The sequence below is a fragment of the Syntrophotalea carbinolica DSM 2380 genome, assembly GCF_000012885.1.
GTDB lineage: Bacteria > Desulfobacterota > Desulfuromonadia > Desulfuromonadales > Syntrophotaleaceae > Syntrophotalea > Syntrophotalea carbinolica.
On sequence record NC_007498.2, the window covers coordinates 2,041,323 to 2,059,866 of the forward strand.

At 48.4% G+C, this 18,544-nt stretch carries 22 protein-coding genes; 15 read left to right on the plus strand and 7 right to left on the minus strand.

Annotated features, from left to right (window positions below):
• Positions 1-11: 11 nt before the first annotated feature.
• Positions 12-479: a GtrA family protein gene (locus PCAR_RS09700; protein ID WP_011341478.1), complete on the minus strand. Its 468-nt coding sequence runs from the start codon at positions 477-479 to the stop codon at positions 12-14.
• Positions 480-709: 230 nt separating this feature from the next.
• Here PCAR_RS09700 and PCAR_RS09705 point away from each other — a divergent pair, with 230 nt between their 5' ends.
• The 14 genes from PCAR_RS09705 (at position 710) to PCAR_RS09770 (ending at position 14,171) form a co-directional block, all read left to right on the plus strand.
• A complete protein-coding gene (locus PCAR_RS09705) occupies positions 710-889 on the plus strand; it encodes a Flp family type IVb pilin (protein ID WP_011341479.1) in 180 nt (59 codons plus the stop codon).
• Between the two features lie 217 nt (positions 890-1,106).
• On the plus strand, positions 1,107-1,610 hold the full coding sequence (locus PCAR_RS19050) for a Flp family type IVb pilin (protein ID WP_245523282.1): 504 nt from the start codon (positions 1,107-1,109) through the stop codon (positions 1,608-1,610).
• A gap of 48 nt (positions 1,611-1,658) precedes the next feature.
• Positions 1,659-2,267: a prepilin peptidase gene (locus tag PCAR_RS17855; RefSeq protein ID WP_011341481.1), complete on the plus strand. Its 609-nt coding sequence runs from the start codon at positions 1,659-1,661 to the stop codon at positions 2,265-2,267.
• 119 nt (positions 2,268-2,386) lie between these two features.
• Complete coding sequence (cpaB, locus tag PCAR_RS09720) at positions 2,387-3,205, plus strand: Flp pilus assembly protein CpaB (RefSeq protein WP_011341482.1); 819 nt, start codon at positions 2,387-2,389, stop codon at positions 3,203-3,205.
• A 27-nt stretch (positions 3,206-3,232) separates the two neighbouring features.
• The gene (locus PCAR_RS09725) at positions 3,233-4,756 is read left to right on the plus strand and encodes a type II and III secretion system protein family protein (RefSeq protein WP_011341483.1); all 1,524 of its coding nucleotides are present in this window, start codon (positions 3,233-3,235) and stop codon (positions 4,754-4,756) included.
• A gap of 21 nt (positions 4,757-4,777) precedes the next feature.
• Complete coding sequence (locus PCAR_RS09730; protein ID WP_011341484.1) at positions 4,778-5,047, plus strand: hypothetical protein; 270 nt, start codon at positions 4,778-4,780, stop codon at positions 5,045-5,047.
• Between the two features lie 89 nt (positions 5,048-5,136).
• Positions 5,137-5,592 (plus strand): TadE/TadG family type IV pilus assembly protein, encoded by a 456-nt coding sequence (locus PCAR_RS09735; protein ID WP_011341485.1) that lies wholly within the window; start codon positions 5,137-5,139, stop codon positions 5,590-5,592.
• Between the two features lie 20 nt (positions 5,593-5,612).
• Complete coding sequence (locus tag PCAR_RS09740) at positions 5,613-6,878, plus strand: TadG family pilus assembly protein (RefSeq protein WP_011341486.1); 1,266 nt, start codon at positions 5,613-5,615, stop codon at positions 6,876-6,878.
• A gap of 56 nt (positions 6,879-6,934) precedes the next feature.
• Positions 6,935-8,113, plus strand: a complete 1,179-nt coding sequence (locus tag PCAR_RS09745) for a response regulator (RefSeq protein ID WP_011341487.1) — start codon at positions 6,935-6,937, stop codon at positions 8,111-8,113.
• A gap of 118 nt (positions 8,114-8,231) precedes the next feature.
• Positions 8,232-9,587 carry a CpaF family protein gene (locus tag PCAR_RS09750; RefSeq protein WP_011341488.1) on the plus strand — a complete coding sequence of 452 codons (1,356 nt, stop codon included), beginning with the start codon at positions 8,232-8,234 and terminating at the stop codon, positions 9,585-9,587.
• Positions 9,588-9,596: 9 nt separating this feature from the next.
• The gene (locus tag PCAR_RS09755) at positions 9,597-10,574 is read left to right on the plus strand and encodes a type II secretion system F family protein (RefSeq protein WP_011341489.1); all 978 of its coding nucleotides are present in this window, start codon (positions 9,597-9,599) and stop codon (positions 10,572-10,574) included.
• An 11-nt stretch (positions 10,575-10,585) separates the two neighbouring features.
• Positions 10,586-11,566, plus strand: a complete 981-nt coding sequence (locus PCAR_RS09760; RefSeq protein ID WP_011341490.1) for a type II secretion system F family protein — start codon at positions 10,586-10,588, stop codon at positions 11,564-11,566.
• Between the two features lie 86 nt (positions 11,567-11,652).
• On the plus strand, positions 11,653-12,618 hold the full coding sequence (locus PCAR_RS09765; protein ID WP_011341491.1) for a tetratricopeptide repeat protein: 966 nt from the start codon (positions 11,653-11,655) through the stop codon (positions 12,616-12,618).
• A gap of 17 nt (positions 12,619-12,635) precedes the next feature.
• A complete protein-coding gene (locus tag PCAR_RS09770; protein ID WP_011341492.1) occupies positions 12,636-14,171 on the plus strand; it encodes a hypothetical protein in 1,536 nt (511 codons plus the stop codon).
• On the opposite strand, the gene PCAR_RS09775 is transcribed toward PCAR_RS09770, so the two are convergent.
• Positions 14,140-14,862 (minus strand): methyltransferase domain-containing protein, encoded by a 723-nt coding sequence (locus tag PCAR_RS09775; protein ID WP_011341493.1) that lies wholly within the window; start codon positions 14,860-14,862, stop codon positions 14,140-14,142. The genes PCAR_RS09770 and PCAR_RS09775 overlap by 32 nt on opposite strands.
• A gap of 63 nt (positions 14,863-14,925) precedes the next feature.
• On the minus strand, positions 14,926-15,705 hold the full coding sequence (locus PCAR_RS09780) for a dolichyl-phosphate beta-glucosyltransferase (protein WP_011341494.1): 780 nt from the start codon (positions 15,703-15,705) through the stop codon (positions 14,926-14,928).
• A 157-nt stretch (positions 15,706-15,862) separates the two neighbouring features.
• Between PCAR_RS09780 and PCAR_RS17860 the strand changes: the two genes are divergently transcribed.
• Positions 15,863-17,074 (plus strand): phosphatase PAP2 family protein, encoded by a 1,212-nt coding sequence (locus tag PCAR_RS17860; RefSeq protein ID WP_011341495.1) that lies wholly within the window; start codon positions 15,863-15,865, stop codon positions 17,072-17,074.
• A 27-nt stretch (positions 17,075-17,101) separates the two neighbouring features.
• Here the strand turns inward: PCAR_RS17860 and PCAR_RS19255 are convergent, their stop codons facing one another.
• The 4 genes from PCAR_RS19255 to PCAR_RS09805 all read right to left on the minus strand — a co-directional run bounded on the left by PCAR_RS19255 (position 17,102) and on the right by PCAR_RS09805 (position 18,499).
• Positions 17,102-17,293 carry a GSU3473 family protein gene (locus PCAR_RS19255; protein WP_011341496.1) on the minus strand — a complete coding sequence of 64 codons (192 nt, stop codon included), beginning with the start codon at positions 17,291-17,293 and terminating at the stop codon, positions 17,102-17,104.
• Between the two features lie 65 nt (positions 17,294-17,358).
• Positions 17,359-17,628 (minus strand): hypothetical protein, encoded by a 270-nt coding sequence (locus PCAR_RS09795; RefSeq protein WP_011341497.1) that lies wholly within the window; start codon positions 17,626-17,628, stop codon positions 17,359-17,361.
• 66 nt (positions 17,629-17,694) lie between these two features.
• On the minus strand, positions 17,695-17,991 hold the full coding sequence (locus PCAR_RS09800; RefSeq protein WP_011341498.1) for a hypothetical protein: 297 nt from the start codon (positions 17,989-17,991) through the stop codon (positions 17,695-17,697).
• 274 nt (positions 17,992-18,265) lie between these two features.
• Positions 18,266-18,499 (minus strand): hypothetical protein, encoded by a 234-nt coding sequence (locus PCAR_RS09805; RefSeq protein ID WP_011341499.1) that lies wholly within the window; start codon positions 18,497-18,499, stop codon positions 18,266-18,268.
• Positions 18,500-18,544: the final 45 nt, after the last annotated feature.

Consider the following 18,544-nt stretch of genomic DNA (forward strand, 5'->3'; position numbering starts at 1 on the left):
TTTCAAAAGCGTTATCCGCGAATCGAAGTCACAGAACGCCTATGACAGGTGGTTGCAGAAACACTTTTTGCGACGTTGACGTCTTTGAAGACAAACAATTTATAAGAAAAGAAATTCCACAACATACTGACAACCGTCGCTGCAATTTTGGCAAGATTGAGATGAAGGAAAAACGACAGTCCCAGATCAAAAAAGTCTTGCGATAGAATAAAAATCATGCCGGAGTTAATACCAAGCCCCCCCAGAGAACAGACCAGGAAAACCAGGTATTCCTTTTGCGAAGCGTGTTCAGGGTGCCGAAAAGTCCATTTTTTATTCATCACATAACTATTGACATTTGCTCCCAGAAAAGAAAAGACATTGCATAAGACCAGGCCCCCAGGAGTGAAAACACGCAAAACCAGAACAAATATATTGAGTAGAGCGCAATCCACAACCGTATTAATGATACCAACCAGCCCGAATCGCAAAATCTTCATTCTGTCTCCATGTGCCCATCGCCTCTCGAATAACGTCACAGGTCCCTGATATTATACCCGATAATTGTCCTGTGAACAGTTGCATATATATCCATTCGGCGGCCTCTCGCCCCATTGTGGTCTGAGAATCTTGACATGAGACCATTAAGCGCTATCCTTCCTCTAAAAGTTCATAGGCTCCTTCATATTCAAAGGCTGTTGGTCCTCACGAAAAACAAGGAGAACATTCAATGAATTTTGTCATGTCAAAACTCCGAGATCTTGTATGGAAGGAAGAAGGGGCAACTTCCCCGGAATATGCAGTCATGCTGGCGTTGATTATCATCGTTTGCATTGCCGCCATTTCTTATCTAGGCAAAAAGGTCAACAATACCTTCAATGACATGGCGCAACAGTATCCCGACAATTAACCGTCCGAATTGATGATAATCTTTGCCAATTACAGCATTCCACACTCGTGGTGTGCACAATTCTCTGTGCGCCCCTAACCTGAATTTTTCATGCCCACATAAACAATCCCAAGGATATCGGCTAGGCAGGTTTCGGCAAAAAATACCTTTGTGCTAAAAAATATCCGTTTGATTACATCTGAGTCCTTTTCCCGTGCAAACTATCAGATTTTTCCTTATGAATAAGGCATATAGACAATTCCATCCGATTTTAATTGCGAAGCGCCACTATGTATCTAACGACAAAATGGCCTCTATCTACCGAAAAACCTTCCATCCCCAGCCTTTCGCAAACCTTGACAGGGCAAAAATCCCGGCTAATCTCAAATTAAAAGCAGTTCGGCAAAAAGCTCAGGCATCAACAATCACTGATCTTTTTGACCGAATTGCATACACGGGAAGGCACCATTGCCAGCAACACATCGTTAAACGGTATGCGATGGGTTTCGGCATCACTGCCGGAAATCATCACCACACAGGCCAAGAAGGAGGTCAACAGATGACAAAAATGCTCATGAAATGCAGGGAACTGATTCGCAGTGAAGAAGGAGCAACCGCTACGGAATACGCCGTCATGCTGGCACTTATTATCATCGTTGCCATCGGCGCCATCACTTTCCTTGGCAAAAAAGTCAACAACACGTTCCAGAACATTGCAGAAAGCTTGCCTGACCCCAGTTAATTTCTGCACTTAATACTGTTATCTAAAATGAATTTCGAGGCAGCTGGAATGACAACTACTCATGCTATTAAAATGACACGCTGTGCTTTTGGCCTGGTGGCCATGTCGCTGGCCATGTTGTTTATTTATCGACATCCATCGGATATGGTCATTCTGGCTGCCTCGGGTTATTTGTTCCTGATCTGTGCAACCGACACCCTTTATTCAAAAATCCCTAACATCTGCACTCTGGCCTTGATTACCATCGGGCTGGTTACCAACATTGTCATCTCGGGCTTGCCCGGCATTATCGTTTCGATAACGGGATTTAGCGTGGGCCTTGCGTTGCTCCTGATCCCCTTCTTGCTGGGAGGGATGGGAGCCGGCGATGTCAAGGCACTGGCGGCGCTTGGCGCTCTGCTGGGACCAGGCAAGACCTTTCAAATATTTCTGTATATGGGACTTATCGGCGGCCTTTTGGGGATTATTTTTCATCTTATCTCGACGGATACCCGCAAAGAACTTCGCCATTATGCTTCCATGCTCAAAAATGTTTATCTCACAAGAGATTACACATCCTTTAAAAACTATGAAAGTCGCTCCACATATCGGTTTCCTTATGCAACAGCCATCGCATTCGGATTTTTTGCCCTGACCTCTTGGGGTGACATCGTGTAACAAACAGTAGAAGTTGCAACTCGCCGTTCGATTTTATCGGAGGATTTGTAAGGGGTTGAAGCCAGTATTTCCTGAAAAGGCAGCCCGATTTTACCGTTCCGTTTCACAGGAGGCCCAGTATGAAAAAATATGGCACCATCATCGCCCTGGCACTGGCCGTCATTTTCGGGGTCATTGCGGTTATTCTGGTCAACAGATGGCTTTCCTCCAAGGTATCACAGGAAGCCACAACACCCAGAGAGTCCATCGCCATGACCGAGATCGTCGTAGCGGCGGCTGACGTCAACATCGGCACCCGACTCGATCAAACACTGCTGGCCATGGCCCAATGGCCCAAGGCCAGCGTCCCAAAGGGAGCCTTTGAAGATATCGAGCAGGTTGTGGGGCGCGTTTCCGTGAGTAAGATGGTTACGGGTACCCCCATCCTGGCGGCGGAACTTGCCGCACCCAATTCCGGAGCCGGACTCGTTGCCCTTATCAAGCCCGGCATGCGGGCCATGGCCATTAAAGTCAACGAAGTCGTCGGTGTCGGCGGATTCATTCTACCGAATACTTTTGTCGATATTATTTCTCTGGACGAAAGATCGAAACGTACCAAAGTAGCCGATACATTCCTGCACAAGGTCGAAGTTCTCGCCATCGCCCAGGAAACCTTCATCGAGGAAGGCAAGCCTAAAGTGGTTCGCACCGTAACTCTTGAATTAACACCTGAAGATGCCGAAAAGCTGGTGGAAAAAACCCATGAAGGCCCCATCCAACTTGTCCTGCGCAACCCTCTGGACGAAAAAGAAACTCCTCCGCCACCTAAAAAGGTGGTAAAAAGAACACGTGTTCGTAGAGCAAAACCAAGGGTTTACACGCCACCGGCACCAACTTTCGAAGTTGAGGTCATACGCGGCGAAAGACCGGCGGAAAACTATCAGTTCAAAGCTAAATAAATGGGGTTTATTGAAAGGGAGGTCATTATGACAACACGCCGAGCCATTCTTCCGGCAATCTGCTTCTTAGGCCTGTTTTGCCTGGCTCTGTTCACCGGGACGGCCGCTGCCGACGATATCGAGCATCTGACTCTCGATGTCAATATCGGCGGCTCGGAACTGGTCGAAATACGCGAACCGAGCCAGCGGATGAAAATCCTCATCTCCAACGGCGACATCATAGGCGCCAGACCGTTGCGCCCAAATTTGATCAACGTCTATAACCTGGGCAAAAAGATAGGCTTTTCCCGGGTTACCGTTTGGGACGATGCCGCTCGCCAGGTACGCGCAATCATCGACGTAAGCGTCAACCTCGACCTGACACCTCTCAAACAAAAGATCGGCGAGCTCTACCCACATGAGAATATCAAGGTTTATGCCTCGGAAACCGGCGTGGTCCTCTCAGGCACCGTCTCCAGCCCGGAGGTGGTCGAGCAGGTCATTCGCCTGACGGAAACCTTTTTACCCAAAAAGGCTGAGGCTTCAACGAGCGGTAAAGGCACCGGCAAATCGGGCAGCGGCATCACCAACCTGTTGAGCGTCGGCGGTGTCCAGCAGGTCATGCTCGAAGTCAAATTCGCCGAAGTCACCCGCTCCTCCGGTCGTGACTGGCAAGCGGCCCTTGGATTCAACGGCCTGGGTGATAATTCCGGTCTTGTCGCTGGTGTAGGCGGCATTTCCGGCGATATTTCCGGTGGCGATTTTACAGGCAAACTCGGCAGCGTATTGCTGAACTTCGCTGACTTTGCCAGCAACCCAGCAAACATCTTTGTACAAATGGGCGATTTCACCTCGGCCCTACGCTTCCTTGAGGATGAAGGCCTTGCACGTATCCTCGCCGAACCGAGATTGGTCACCATGAGCGGTCAGGAGGCCAGTTTCCTGGCCGGTGGAGAATTCCCGATCCCGGTACCGGATGAAGACGGCATCACCATTGAATTTCGTGAATTCGGGGTCTCCCTGCGATTTACCCCCGTAGTAATGAGCGATGGGAAGATCAGTTTACGCGTGGCTCCAAGCGTCAGCGACATTGCCTCAACCAGTTCCATACCGTCAAGCATTACGGGAACCACCTATAATGTGCCCAACCTGACAACCCGCAAACTCGAAACCACCGTACAACTATATGACGGACAGACCTTGGCATTGGCTGGATTACTGCAGGATACTCTGCGTGAAAGTGTATCCAAAATACCCGGCCTGGGTGATCTTCCGATCCTCGGTGCCCTGTTCCGCAGCACCAGCTATACCCAGGAGAAAACCGACCTGCTGATTGCTGTAACACCACACCTGGTCAAACCGAGCAAGGAAGGCACTCTCAGCTTCCCCGGCGAATACATGCGTCCCCCCAACCGGCTTGAGTTTTATCTCGAAGGCCGCCTTGAAGGTCGCAGATTCCCGAATGATCCCTCGGCTTTGAGCCAGCATAGTTTTGCCGCACCGCCTCAAATGAACGAAACGGCTGGTGGACTCGAAGGTGAGTTCGGCCATGAACCCGTGACGGCACAATAATTCGCAAAGGAGGTCTTTATTATGAAAACAATGACTTTTATCGTCGCGACCGTCCTCCTGCTGAGCGGATGTGCCTCATTGCAGGAAGCCTACTATGTCGATCGTGAATTCGGACAACTCAGCCAAGCCTCATGGGATCAACAAGTCGCTTATCCCGACTACCGGTATACGGCAAAAACACCGGAAACCCTGGAAGGCATCACCGCTGAAGAAATCATGGACATCCACAATAAAACCTATGCCGAGAAACCTGAAAAAATCGACATTATTCAATTCGGTCTGGAAGATTAGATTTAAACTGGGTGCTGCGATGCAAAAGCGTCGCAGCACAAACAACATGTCAGCGTAACAAGACATAAAGAAGAACAAGGAGTAGCCTCATGAAATTTAACAGTCAAAAAGGGGCAGCCATTGTAGAGTTTGCTGTCATCCTTCCGCTGCTGCTCCTGATCGTATTCGGCATTGTTGAGTTCGGATTCATCTTTTACAACCAGGCTATTCTCACCAATGCCAGCCGTGAAGGCGCACGCAGAGCCATCGTTTTCGAAACCAATAGTAATGGTGATCGTATCTACAACGGGGCTACCGTAGAAGATACGATCAAACGATATCTTTACACGGATTATCCGACCAACAGTGATTTAAGGTTGGTTACATTCGGCACGGAAAACCTCTCAATTGCCCCCAGCAGCGCAGATGGCGAGGTGGTCATCAATCAGGGAGATTACATCCTTGTCGAAGTACAATACGATTACGATTTCATGGTTTTACCATCGTTTGCCGGAATCCCGCAGACCATTACACTGACTGGGAAAACCACCATGAGGGCTGAGTAAAGCTCGACTGCGAGGCAGTTATGTTAACAAAACTAATCTCACTTAAAAAAGATCAAAATGGAGCGGTCATTGTCCTGGTCGCTATTCTTCTCATTCTATTTTTGGGAATAGCTGCACTGGCCATCGACGTTTATCACGTATATGTAGTTCGCAACGAACTTCAAAATGCGGCGGACGCCGGCGCCTTGGCCGGTGCACGGGAACTGTATCTGGAGAGTGGCGCATCCGTCAATCCCAATGCAAACGTGATCGCCAACAATACCGCTATTGAAAATATCAGCGAAGATGTTCCCGTCGAGGTTAACTACAATGCCGCTGCCAACACAGGGGACGTACAAAGAGGTCACTGGAGCTTTGCCGCGAGGCAGTTCACCCCCAACGGTTCCCTAACGGCCATCGATGTCGGCAATTATACGACAGAGGACCTGGATAATCCCGACCCCAACATCAATGGCGGTCTGATCAACGCCGTAAAGGTAGTCGTTCGACGGCAGGACAGACCGGCATCCTCCTTTTTCGCCCAGATCTTCGGCTTTGAAAACTTCGGGATTACGGCCGAAGCCATTGCCTATATCGGCTTTTCCGGAACCATCAATCCGGCAGAATTGGACCAGCCCATCGCCATATGCGAAGAGTCCATTCTCGATGATAATGGCAATTACAACTGCAATATGGGCCGGATGCTTAATAGCGGATCGAATCTCAATACATCCAACACAGGCGGATGGACCAATTTTTCGCAACCGTGCGACACAGCTGATGCCAGCGAAATGAAAGCCCTCATCTGCGGCGACGGAAACCCGGATGAAGTTACCTTTGGACAGGGCATAGGCGCGGTCGGCGGTGTACAGGATGTGGTCCTGAGCAAACTGGTTGACTGCTGGGAAGACGCTACCGATACCAAAGAGCTATGGAACATGACCCTGCCCGTCATTGAATGCCCAGGCAACAACGTCAGCAATTGTGCGAAGCTTGTCGGTGCGGTCAATGTTAATGTCGTCTGGATCGTGCATAAGAACGACCCAGGGTATGACGACGTACCAAGAGAAATGGAAGATTGGACATGCGATGCGGCAACCCCCGGATTCGATTGCTGGAAAAGCTTCATCGATCATTTTAATCTTGCCAACGTAGAGGGCCCACCTGTATCCGATGAGGACTATGCGGAAATGTACCAAAAAAAGAACATATTCTTCCTCCCCTCCTGTGAAGAGCAGGACCCGACCGGCGTAACGGGGGGATTGAATTTTGGCGTATTGGCTAAAATACCCGTGTTGGTAGATTGAATTTCAAGAACGCCAAGACGGGTATCACAAACGCAATTTTCATGAAAAGGTGATCCATGCCACGTAAACTACTCGTAGCCATTGAAATAGCGGACAGTCGCCTGGTCCACACGCTCCAGGAAAAACTCAAGGAAATACCCAACCTGGAGATCGCGCAGTGGTTCGATTCGGCTGCCGAGAAAGGTTCCCTCGCCGTTAAGGGATTGCCGGATATCATCCTGCTCGACGACACCACCGATGGCACATCCATATTCAACCGCCTCCAACTTATTCGACAGAACTTTCCGCATGCTGCAGTTTTCGTTACATCGACCAACCAGTTTCCGCAACATATCGTTGAAGTCATGAAAGCCGGAGTATCGGAATACCTGGTAACGCCAATCAACGATAAAGTCCTTAAAAACGCCGTGGAGGATGTTCGACTTAAACTTGCCTCCATGGGCCAGGTGTCGCGGGGATCGATCTACAGTTTTATCAGCAGCAAAGGCGGTCTTGGTTCGACCGTTCTAGCCGTCAATACCGCTTGCGCCCTGGCCAAACACAAGGAATCGCGCATTGCCCTTTTCGACATGAGCATTCAGTCGGGCGACGCAACTGTTCTGCTCGATCTCTACCCCCAGACCACCATGAGCGATATCGTCCGCAATTACCATCGACTCGACAGTTCCTTTTTGTTGGCCGCCATGACCAAGCATGCCTCGGGTCTGGAATTTATGGCGGCCCCGAATAACCCCGAAGATTACGATCTCATCAAAACGGAACATGTCTCACAGGTACTGGATCTTGCCCGCAAGATTTATGACCAGGTGGTCGTCGATTGCACCTCCATGTCGATCAACGACAGTAATATCGAAATATTCAAGATGTCCGAGGTTGTTTTCCTTGTCACCGACATGTCGGTTCCTGCAATCCGTAACTGTGCCCGTTTGATCAAACTTTTGCAAAAACTCGGTATCGACGACAATCATATCGAGGTTGTCGTAAATCGCTTCATCAAGGGCGGTTCCTTGAGCCTTAGTGATGTCGAAAAAAATCTTGGCAAAAAGGTTTTCTGGCTTTTCCCCAATGATTTCAAGGGAGTCGTTGCTTCCATCAATAAGGGGGAGCCGCTTATGTCTGGCCACTCAGGCACTCCCCTGGCAAAAAATGTCGGCCAGTTTGTCGAAAAGGTTAAATCACCCGAAGGCAAACACACCTTTCGAGGAATACGCGGAGCCTTCGGAAAGGCTATTTAACTATTCAGGTTGCAGACTCGAGGCGCAGCCAAATGCGATTAAAGAGACACGTTATTACGAAGGATCAACCTACGATCTGCGAACCGTTAACCTGAATACCATGACATAGGAGGACGCTGTGGCAATCAAGGATCTGTTTTCTTCAGGCAAGCCTGCTTCGCCCGATGTTCCCGAACCCAAAACGGGAACCGGTGAACGGGACGCGTTATTTTATGAAATAAAACACAAGATCCATAACCGCTTCGTGGAAGAAGCCAATCTCGCAGCACTTGATGATCTGGACCAGGCAGAAGTCAAACAGGAAATAGGAAAGATCGTTGACTACTTCCTCAGGGAGGAGCAGGTTCTTCTAAACGAGGAAGAACACAATGCACTGATTCTCGAGATCCTCGATGAATTGACGGGGCTCGGTCCTATTGAACCGTTTTTCAAAGACCCCACTATTTCGGATATTCTCTGCAACACGTACAAGGATATCTATGTAGAACGAAGGGGCCTGCTGGAAAAAACTCCGGCCCGATTCGTCGATAACGCCCATTTGATGAACATCATCGACCGTATCATTTCGCGGGTCGGACGCCGGATCGACGAATCGTCCCCTATGGTTGATGCCCGACTGGCTGATGGCTCCCGCGTTAACGCCATCATCCCTCCCCTGTCCCTTGACGGACCGATCCTGTCCATTCGACGGTTTTCCGTCAATCCTTTGAAAATGGACGATCTCATCAACTACAAAACCCTGACGCCGGATATCGCCACTCTGCTGGCGGGTAGCGTAAAATCCAAACTGAATATCATGATTTCCGGCGGTACCGGTGCCGGTAAAACCACCTTACTGAATATTCTGTCCGGTTTTATCCCCGGTAATGAACGCATCATCACTATCGAGGATTCTGCCGAACTGCAACTCCAGCAGGAGCATGTGATCCGCCTCGAAACGCGACCCGCCAGTATCGAAGGCACCGGCATGGTGACCCAGCGTGATCTGGTTCGCAACAGTCTGCGCATGCGTCCCGACCGCATTATCGTCGGCGAGGTTCGCGGCTCGGAGGCTTTCGACATGCTGCAGGCCATGAATACCGGCCATGAGGGATCCTTGACCACCATTCACTCGAACTCGCCAAGAGATTCCCTGACCCGACTTGAATCCATGATTCTCATGACCGGCGTCAATCTTCCGGAACACGCCATGCGCTTCATGGTTTCCTCGGCTTTGGACATGGTTGTTCAGGTGTCCCGTCTGGCCGATGGAACACGTAAGGTAACGTCGATAGCAGAAGTTGTCGGCATGGAAGGTGAGGTCATCACCCTGCAGGACATCTTTGTTTTCGAACGGCAGGGGATCGATGCCAACGGCAAGGTCGTCGGACGATTCCATGCCACGGGTATTCGACCTAAATTTGCGGACAAACTGGAGGTAGCCGGCGTCGACGTCCCTGAAGATCTGTTCCTTGCCCATAAATACTTTGAATAAGGAGGCCGCATGGATCTTCTTGATACCCTCATAATGGCCACGGTTTTCCTGTTTACCACCTCAGTGGTGGCCCTGCTCTTTATGGCTTGGTCGGAAAGCCGTTTTGCAGAAAAAAAAGCCATTAAAAAACGCCTTTTGTATATCTCGGCCGGGGGCAAACACGGTCGGGAAAAGTTGCTGAATTATCGTGACAAGGTGCTACGAAACGCCGGTACGGTTCAAAAGCTGGCATTGAAAATGCCCCGCGTAAGCACTCTGGATCGTATGCTTCTCAAATCCGGATTGCCATTTAACGCAAGTGTCTTCGTACTGCTGAGTTTATCATTGGGCCTGATCGCCTTGTTATTGGGGTTGAAATTCATCCCATATACTTTCATCACTATTGCCCTGGCTATCCTGATTTTTTGCTTGCCATTCGCATATCTGAAACTTGCAGAAAATACTTATCACGCTAGATTTCAAGATCAACTGCCGGAAGCCCTCGACCTGCTGGCAAGAGCACTGCGCTCCGGCCACGCCATGACCTCAGGGCTTGAAATGGTCGCCGCCGAAATGGACCCGCCGATCAGTTCCGAATTCGGCGCCGCTGTCGACGAGATAAATCTGGGGCTGACTTTTCAGGAGGCTTTCGAAAACCTCTGTGAACGCGTTCCCAGTACCGATCTGAGATTTTTCGCTATTTCCGTCATCATTCAACGCGAAACCGGCGGCAATGTGGCTGAAATCCTCGATAGCATCAGCCGGCTTATCCGCGAACGAATTCAGTTTAAACGACAGGTCAAAGCCTTGACCGCCGAGGGTCGATTATCCGCCATGGTATTGATCGGCTTGCCCATAGCTTTGTTTGGTTACATCTTTTTCGTCAACCATCAGTATCTGTCCCTTCTGTGGACCGAACCATTGGGCCAATACATGCTGGCAGGCGCTATAGTGCTCCAGATATTGGGTGCCTTCATTATTAAAAAGATCGTCACCATCGAGTTGTAAGGAGGCCCTTTATGAACACCATCTTGAATGTGTATTATCGGTTACTGGAAAATGCAGGGTATTGGGCCGTACTTATCCTGACATTTCTGACAGTGGCCCTGATTGTTATGGGGATTTACCTGCTCTTCCTGCGTAAATCACGAGAAGAGGAACGCCTGGAGAAGCTGTTACCTTCTTCCAAGATTCCTTTCAAAAAGAAACCCAAACTGCTTGAAGGCGAAGGAAACGGCTTTGTTACACGCTTTGCCAAACCGATCGATGAAATTGTCGCCAATAAACCGGGCGCTCTGCATAAATCGATCAGGTTGCGCCTTATTCAGGCAGGATGGCGCTCGAATGCCGCTTATTACAACTTCATCACCACAAAAGTTCTGCTCGGTCTGATCTTCCCGCTGTCTTACCTGATCTCACGATTTTTCTTCACCTTCTCCCTGCAATTCGTCCTGCTGTGCCTATTGCTGGCTATCATCGGTTTCGGCCTCCCCGATAGTATCCTCGGCTTCGTTGTTCGATCGCGCCAGAACCGTATCATGCGCGCTCTGCCGGATGCACTCGACCTGATGGTAGTCTGCGTCGAAGCTGGACTGGGGCTTGATATGACCTTTCGCCGAGTAGGCGAAGAAATCCGGCCCTTAAGCCACGATCTGAGCGATGAATTTCATCTGACCAATCTTGAAATCAGAGCCGGGAAACCCCGTAATGAATGTTTTAAAAACATGTCCTTACGAACCGGAGTACCCGAAGTAAGCAATCTCATGACCATCCTGATTCAAACGAGCCGATTCGGCACAAGCCTGGCCAAGGCATTGCGGGTTCATTCCGATGCTATGCGCATAAAGCGACGCCAGATCGCCGAAGAAAAAGCGGCCAAATCAACCGTTAAGCTTATATTTCCCCTGGTGTTCTTTATCTTCCCTGCAATCTTCGTTGTTCTCGTAGGTCCGGGTGTGATAAGAATCATAAATGTGCTGTTCCCCGCCATGGGGGGCTAATCGATCCACAACCATTATCTTTTATCATGGCACGCTTGTAGTAAAATCGAAATTCCATGCTATTGAATTGTCAAGGAGAGTCATCATTGAAAAATCCGACTATTACGCCTTGCCTTACCTCCGCACCCAGGGCGGCCACAGGCTTGTTGTGCTCTTTACTGCTTATATGCATGGTGGCTTGCGCGCCTGTCGCAGATCCCTACCACCAGAGAATTGCTAAACTGACCGTTCTGGAAAACGGAGACGACGACTCCTTCAAGGAAAAAATAGCCGATCTTCCGGCGGAAGATTTAACCGAAAAAGGCAATGTATACCTTAACCAGGGAAATCTGGAGCTGGCAAGACTGCACTTCTCCGCCGCCCTCCAAAAACAGCCGGAATTCCTCCCTCCCCTGGCTGGCATGGGGCAGGTTTTCTTCAAACGTGGCAATACAGCCAGGGCCCGGGAGATCTTCAATACGGTTCTTGAAAAAGACCCGCAAAATATGGTTGCGATGCTCGGCCTTGCCAGACTGGCCAGAAGTCGTGGCGATTATGCAACAGCCGAAACATTGCTGGAGAGGCTCTATGCTCTCCATCCCGAAAACCCGCTGATCATGAGTGAACTGGCCATAACCTATGACAGTATCGGGCAGGATAGACTCATCAAAGCCGAACCTTTACACAAGCAGGTTCTGGAACTACAACCGGACATACCGGCCGGATATAACAACCTCGGTTTCAATTACCTTCTTCAGGGGCTTTACAGCGAAGCGGTTCCCTTCTTCTCCAAAGCTCTGGCCATCGATCCTGCCGATGTGCGTGCAAAGAACAATCTCGCAACGGCTTTTCTGCTTAACAACGAAGAGATACGTGCTTTACAACTTTTCGAGGACACCCTTGGCAAGCCTGCCGCTTACAACAATATCGGTTACCTGTACATGACCCAGGGGAACTGGGACAAAGCGGAGAGATCTTTCCGGAAAGCCCTGGAACTCAATCCGGTTTTCTATCTGCGCGCCCAGCAAAACCTTGAGCGCCTCAATAGCCTGCGCTCCCAGCCGGCAGACTGAAAAAAGGGGCGGTCAGCATGGGCAGCCAACGACAAAGTTTCGGCCAAATCGCTGTTTTGCCGGATATTGCCGGCATGTACGGTTTTATCACCTTTGCTCTTCTGGTGATTTTTGACAGCGGCAAGGCCCTATTGGATGGCGATACTTTGTGGCATATAGCTGCCGGTAAGCACATGTTGGCGGATAGGGCCATTCTGACTCGTGATATCTTCTCCCATACCGCATTTGGCAAACCATGGACGGCCCATGAATGGTTATCCGAAATCATCATGGCCTGGCTTCACCAGCACACCGGGCTTATCGGTGTTGTTGTCTTTTTCTTCCTCATCGCCGCCTTGAGCTTCTGGCTGCTGTTCCGCATGGTAGCAACCGTAACCAATGAATGGATCGCAACTCTCGCCGTTTCCGTCGCCCTCACCTTTTCCATGGCACACCTGCTGGCCCGACCGCACGTTTTTTCCTGGTTGTTCGGTGTCATCAGCCTCTTTGCCCTTTACAAACAAGGGCGCTGGCTTTGGCTCCTGCCGCCTTTAACGGCCGTATGGGCCAATCTGCACGGAGGATTTATACTAGGCCTGGCCTTGCAGGGACTCTTTATCGGCGGCACGTTATTGGAGGATATTTTAACGAAACAAATACGGCAGGTACCTGTCCTTTGGCAACAAGTCAAACGTCCCACCGTTTTTTTTGTGTTGTCGATACTGGCGGCAGGCATCAATCCCTTCGGGTTTAAGCTTTATCTTTTCCCCTTCCAGGTAACCAACAAGGTTTTCTCCGCCAGCATCATGGAATGGTTGTCGCCCAACCTTCAGGAGGATTGGCTGTTTCGCTTTTTTGTACTGCTCATGCTCTTACTCATGTCTCTTAAACGAACCTCAACCAATTGGACCGACCGGCTATTCGTTTTATTTTTCTTTAACGCCGCTTTGACTCACCAACGCTATATGGGCATGGCGTCCGTTTTTGTTTGTCCCTATTTCGCCAAGAGCCTTGAATCCTTACCGTGGCCCCGTATTTCTTTTTTTGGCAAAAAAAGTGAAGGAAAGCAACTACAGACTTCCTCCATCAGCGGTCCCGTTCTGACGATTATGCTGGCAATGCTGCTCGGCTTTCTTAGTGGCCCCAGTTTTCCCCACAGCCGGGATGTTTTGGAAACTTTTCTCCCTTTGCCCGATACCAATCACCCCATAGAAGCCATACAGCATTTGAAAAAAACACACCCATCGGGGAAGATGTTCAATAAATATTCGTGGGGAGGACATCTGATTTACGAACTAGGCCCGGAACGGAAGGTCTTTATAGACGGACGTGCAGATATGTACGGTGCAGAGATTTTTAGTGACTATCAAAAAATCATTTCTCTGGATAAAAAAGCAGAATTACTCTTGAAGCGTTATGATATCGACTGGATACTCTACCCTGTTGATTCAGCCTTGGTGCGCTACCTTAAGGCGACAGGAAGCTGGCAGGAAACCTATGCGGATGAAAAAGCGGCTATTCTAGTGCGCCGCAACGAACCAACTAATCTTTTCGGCACAGACAAAAAACACTGAGACCGAACAATTTATTAGAACCAAAAAAAGATTGACGCTCAAGGTCATGTGCTATGATCAATAGCCTGTTTAACCATTCAGGGTAACTCTTCAATTCACTTTGCGCCTTTAACGCACCACGGCCGGAAAAAATCCCCTTTATCATTCGGATTCCAGCGACAATTGGGAAAAGGCATCCAAAAAAATAGCGACTCTTTATAGGAGTCAGCCCCGATTGCACAATAAGCTCTTCCATGGTTTTAATGGTATAGCGTCTGTAATGCTCCAGAAAGACATCATGCCCGGACCATAAAAACTGAAAGGCAGGAACGGTAATCAGAGCATATCCGCCCTTTTCCATGTGCCCGACATAGTTCTTCATAAAAACCAAGTCATCAGAAACATGTTCCAAAACATCCATCATCAGCAAAAGGCTGGTGGAGTGATTTGTAAGGCCTTTGACGAACTGAATCTGCTTCCCTTTATGCCATTCTATTTTTTCATCGGTATAATAGGGATCCACACAGACCGCACTGTTGCATCGCCCTTCATCTAACATCTGTCGGGAGAAGACACCGGATCCCGCACCAATATCCAGAACTTCCTGTGCGCGAAGATCTCCTAGAAATGTTCGTAAAGCTCTCCCTTTCGATACGTAATACCAGTGATCGGAAATTGTATCTTTAAGGATGGCTTCTTCCTTCAGATCCATGCGTTTTCCCTGTCTCCCATAACCGGACGCGGATTCATCTGAACATAAAGGAACAAAGGGAATTTAATCGGGAGATACTGTTTCGATTTTAGCTTGTGGCAATCTTAAATCCCCGTAATCCCCCAACAACGCATGTCTGCGAATAACAACCAAATCTTGGAGCATACGTGCCGAATCAACGATGGGATGTACTTTGCTATCGGGTGAATTGACCCAGCTTACGCCAATCTCGCGTATATCCATGCCTCTTTTACGCGCAAGAAAAAGAACCTCCACATCGAAACCAAAACCATCAATGCGACAATCTCTGAAAAGATTTAAAGCGGCAGAACGCGTGAAAAGCTTAAATCCGCATTGCGTATCTAAAATACCGGGGATCGCCAGCAGCTGTACAAATTTATTAAAAGTTTTCCCCATCACCATACGGTAAAGAGGCTGACTCTTTAGAATCAGCGATTGGCGCACAGCCCGCGACCCTATAGCGACATCGGCTCCATCCGCGAGTGCACCAAACAACTTCTCAACCTCTTCGATAGGTGTTGATAAGTCGGCATCGCTGAACAACACGAAATCGCCCTTTGCAGCCAATACACCGGTACGAACAGCATAGCCTTTGCCCCGGTTTTTTTCATAACGAATAAGGCGGACATCCGAATATTTTCGGCTATGGGTCATAACGATATCCGCTGTTTTATCGGTACTACCATCATCCACGACAATAATTTCAAAACGAGGGAAAAACAGCCCGACCTTTTCACAAAGAACCTCTAAAGATGCGGACAAACGTTTTTCTTCGTTGTACGCAGGAACCACAACCGACAGCATTCTATGATCATTTGTCATTGTTACCCTCCTGTGTATTTGAAAAATTGCCCTTCAACGTTATATTTAAGAGTAACTAAACCTTTCAAATGTTAAACTTTAAATTTAACCAATACTGCATTCTCACCCCGTTCGAAAAACTTGATATTTTTAAAATATTTAGGAACCTTCAATTACTATGAGAAATTATATAGCAGAAATTCTTAAAGGCAACCGTGGGTACCAAACAAAAGAAGACATACCAGCCGTCGGAGTTATACTCCAACATTTAAAAAGGATTGTTTTTTGTTTTAAAGGTTCTTTATTGGAAAATGCGATTCTTATTTACATTTGTTTTTTCTATTACATGTTAACGTTTGTGGTTGGCGCATTTTTGGGACATAGGATTACCGCTAAAATTGATTTTTATTATTTCATTTTCTTTCAGTACTTCATCGCTTTCTTTTTTCTATTATGGTCTGCTGAAACGATATATTACCTCATAAAGAACTTGGACATGGGGTTTTCCGGTATACCTCTAATATGGTCAAGCTCGAGAAAAAAATACCTCAACAAGGAAACAATCAGTCGGTTTCTGGTTATCTATTCTATCATTCCTCTCTTCATGTGTTCCTACTGCAGCCTGAAACAGACAATCCCACTATTTCATAAATTTTCATTTGATATATTTCTGTATAATTTAGATAAGGCGATCCACTTTCATCATTCTCCTTGGGAAATTTTGCACCCCATTCTTGGTCATCCAATAATTACACGCATAATCGATTTTTCCTATCTTGCGTGGGGCTCGATTTTTGTATACTCAATGTTATACATGGCTTGCCATAAAGATCGCAGATTACGTCTGCAATTTTTTATCTCTTTGTCTTTGTGCTGGGTAGTGATAGGTAACCTACTGGCCATCCTGCTGGCCTCGGCCGGGCCCTGTTATTTTTCCGAGGTAACCGGTGTAACCCCCAGTCCTTACGCGGGGCTTTTCGAATATTTACGCAGCATTCCCGACCTCAAGGTCGTATTTAACCAGGAGCTACTGTGGAGAGCATTTAAAGCAGGGATTTATATGCCTTTGGGCGGTATCTCCGCCATGCCGAGCATGCACGTTTCCATTGCCGTCTTGTTGGCTCTTCTATATAGGAATTTCAACCGATGGGCTGGATGGTTATTGACTGTTTTTGCGATCGTTATCGGGGTGGGATCAATACATCTTGGATGGCATTATGCGATAGATGGCTACGTCAGCACGCTACTGACCATTCTCATCTGGAACGCGGTAGGAGCATGTTTCAGAAAAGGGGTAAGGTGCCGCGAAAAAAGCCAACATTCTTTTCCAGAAGGAACTGTTCGGATAGATCTTGACAGCGGAAAAGAGGACAATGAACCTCAACACTGAAAAGAGCAGTCGGCAGGACGAGAATGATCAATGGCCCCTGCGCTCAACACCTCGATAAAACGAGGTGTTTTGCTGACCTCTGACAGGATCCCGTCCCACGACCACAGGCCCTGAGGATCTCCAGAAAACATCGACTTTGTTTGTAGCGATAAGGTAATCGAGATAGATATTTTTGATCCGATCGTAGGTCCCGTCTTTATAACGGACAGAAATCATCATGACAGGGTCCTTTCCGCAATGTTTTCAAACCTTATTGTCGATTATTCCACAGTCCTCCAAACAATCTATTTTATGACCACCACGCCGGGTTCGGTTTTGGGAAACCCAAGACCGAGACAGACCTTCACCAGGTCATCGGTTTCCAGCGTGGCGCCGCAGGCGTCGCGCATCTCACGGAATGTTGGACAATCGAAAATATCGCCATTGGGCAATTGGAAAACCGGGTATCCGTAGGAGGTCGCACAGTATTCTTCGTTGCATCGCAACTCGGTTGTCGTTTCCAGGTTGTATTTCTTGGCCACGGCAGCATCAGGTATGATCAAGGTCGCTTTCACTTCTCTCCTCCATGCCCTTGCCTATCGCACCTTATGTCGCAATACGCCGGAGCGGAATCGGGATCATCAATCCAATTTTATATGGTCACCGGGATTTTTAAGCTCTTTCAATTCAGGGCACATTTCTTCAAGATTTTTCAAAAACTTTTCCGTATTCTTGAAAACAGCCTTGATTTCATGATGCCATTCGATGGCGACCTGATGTCCGCAATGGGTACAGGTATCCAAAGCTTTATCCCCGGCGGGGATAGCCCGATATACCGTATAATAGTCGCAAGCCGGGCATTTCTGCCGATGCAGAATCGGTTCCACTTCTTTTACTCTTTTGGTCATTTCACAAAAGGACCGGACCGGCAGGTCCATGGCCCTCTCCTTTGGGTGATTGGACTGAATGGCAGCGGTATCCTATTAAAGTTTAACCCCATTGAGAAAACTTTTACCAGCTAGTTTTCATCCGGAAACGATCCTTTTCCCCAATCTCTGCGTCAATCTTCCCACTTGCTTGTGCGGCGTAAAAACTACGCCTCCGCGCAAATGCTCGATTTTCTTGACCTTGGGAAAAATCACTCGTTTCCCTTATGAAAACTACGCAGTGTGCATCCTGAGTTTCCGGATGCACACCAGCTAATTCCCCCAACTAAAATTTCACATGATCTCCGCGATTTTTGAGCTGAGCCAGAACAGGAAAATGCCCTTCCAGGGCCTTTACGTCCTTTTCGCCGTCGCGAATGCGCGTCTCCATCTGTCCGTCATTAGCCACTTCGTTCTGATCCATGCAATGGGTACAAACCTGAAAAGACTTGTCTCCTTCGGTTTTCAATTCAAAAATGGTCCAAAAATCACAAGCGGTGCACTTGTTGCGAAAAAGCATGCCGACTTTCCTCCCCACATATGGTTAACGGGCACATTTTAAAAC

What these genes read in the sequence shown, in the direction of transcription:
- PCAR_RS09700 (WP_011341478.1), bottom strand. Translation starts at nt 479, where the DNA reads ATGAAGATTTTGCGATTCGGGCTGGTTGGTATCATTAATACGGTTGTG.
- PCAR_RS09705 (WP_011341479.1), top strand. Translation starts at nt 710, where the DNA reads ATGAATTTTGTCATGTCAAAACTCCGAGATCTTGTATGGAAGGAAGAA.
- PCAR_RS19050 (WP_245523282.1), top strand. Translation starts at nt 1,107, where the DNA reads ATGAATAAGGCATATAGACAATTCCATCCGATTTTAATTGCGAAGCGC.
- PCAR_RS17855 (WP_011341481.1), top strand. Translation starts at nt 1,659, where the DNA reads ATGACAACTACTCATGCTATTAAAATGACACGCTGTGCTTTTGGCCTG.
- cpaB (WP_011341482.1), top strand. Translation starts at nt 2,387, where the DNA reads ATGAAAAAATATGGCACCATCATCGCCCTGGCACTGGCCGTCATTTTC.
- PCAR_RS09725 (WP_011341483.1), top strand. Translation starts at nt 3,233, where the DNA reads ATGACAACACGCCGAGCCATTCTTCCGGCAATCTGCTTCTTAGGCCTG.
- PCAR_RS09730 (WP_011341484.1), top strand. Translation starts at nt 4,778, where the DNA reads ATGAAAACAATGACTTTTATCGTCGCGACCGTCCTCCTGCTGAGCGGA.
- PCAR_RS09735 (WP_011341485.1), top strand. Translation starts at nt 5,137, where the DNA reads ATGAAATTTAACAGTCAAAAAGGGGCAGCCATTGTAGAGTTTGCTGTC.
- PCAR_RS09740 (WP_011341486.1), top strand. Translation starts at nt 5,613, where the DNA reads ATGTTAACAAAACTAATCTCACTTAAAAAAGATCAAAATGGAGCGGTC.
- PCAR_RS09745 (WP_011341487.1), top strand. Translation starts at nt 6,935, where the DNA reads ATGCCACGTAAACTACTCGTAGCCATTGAAATAGCGGACAGTCGCCTG.
- PCAR_RS09755 (WP_011341489.1), top strand. Translation starts at nt 9,597, where the DNA reads ATGGATCTTCTTGATACCCTCATAATGGCCACGGTTTTCCTGTTTACC.
- PCAR_RS09760 (WP_011341490.1), top strand. Translation starts at nt 10,586, where the DNA reads ATGAACACCATCTTGAATGTGTATTATCGGTTACTGGAAAATGCAGGG.
- PCAR_RS09770 (WP_011341492.1), top strand. Translation starts at nt 12,636, where the DNA reads ATGGGCAGCCAACGACAAAGTTTCGGCCAAATCGCTGTTTTGCCGGAT.
- PCAR_RS09775 (WP_011341493.1), bottom strand. Translation starts at nt 14,862, where the DNA reads ATGGATCTGAAGGAAGAAGCCATCCTTAAAGATACAATTTCCGATCAC.
- PCAR_RS09780 (WP_011341494.1), bottom strand. Translation starts at nt 15,705, where the DNA reads ATGACAAATGATCATAGAATGCTGTCGGTTGTGGTTCCTGCGTACAAC.
- PCAR_RS17860 (WP_011341495.1), top strand. Translation starts at nt 15,863, where the DNA reads ATGAGAAATTATATAGCAGAAATTCTTAAAGGCAACCGTGGGTACCAA.
- PCAR_RS19255 (WP_011341496.1), bottom strand. Translation starts at nt 17,293, where the DNA reads ATGATGATTTCTGTCCGTTATAAAGACGGGACCTACGATCGGATCAAA.
- PCAR_RS09800 (WP_011341498.1), bottom strand. Translation starts at nt 17,991, where the DNA reads ATGGACCTGCCGGTCCGGTCCTTTTGTGAAATGACCAAAAGAGTAAAA.
- PCAR_RS09805 (WP_011341499.1), bottom strand. Translation starts at nt 18,499, where the DNA reads ATGCTTTTTCGCAACAAGTGCACCGCTTGTGATTTTTGGACCATTTTT.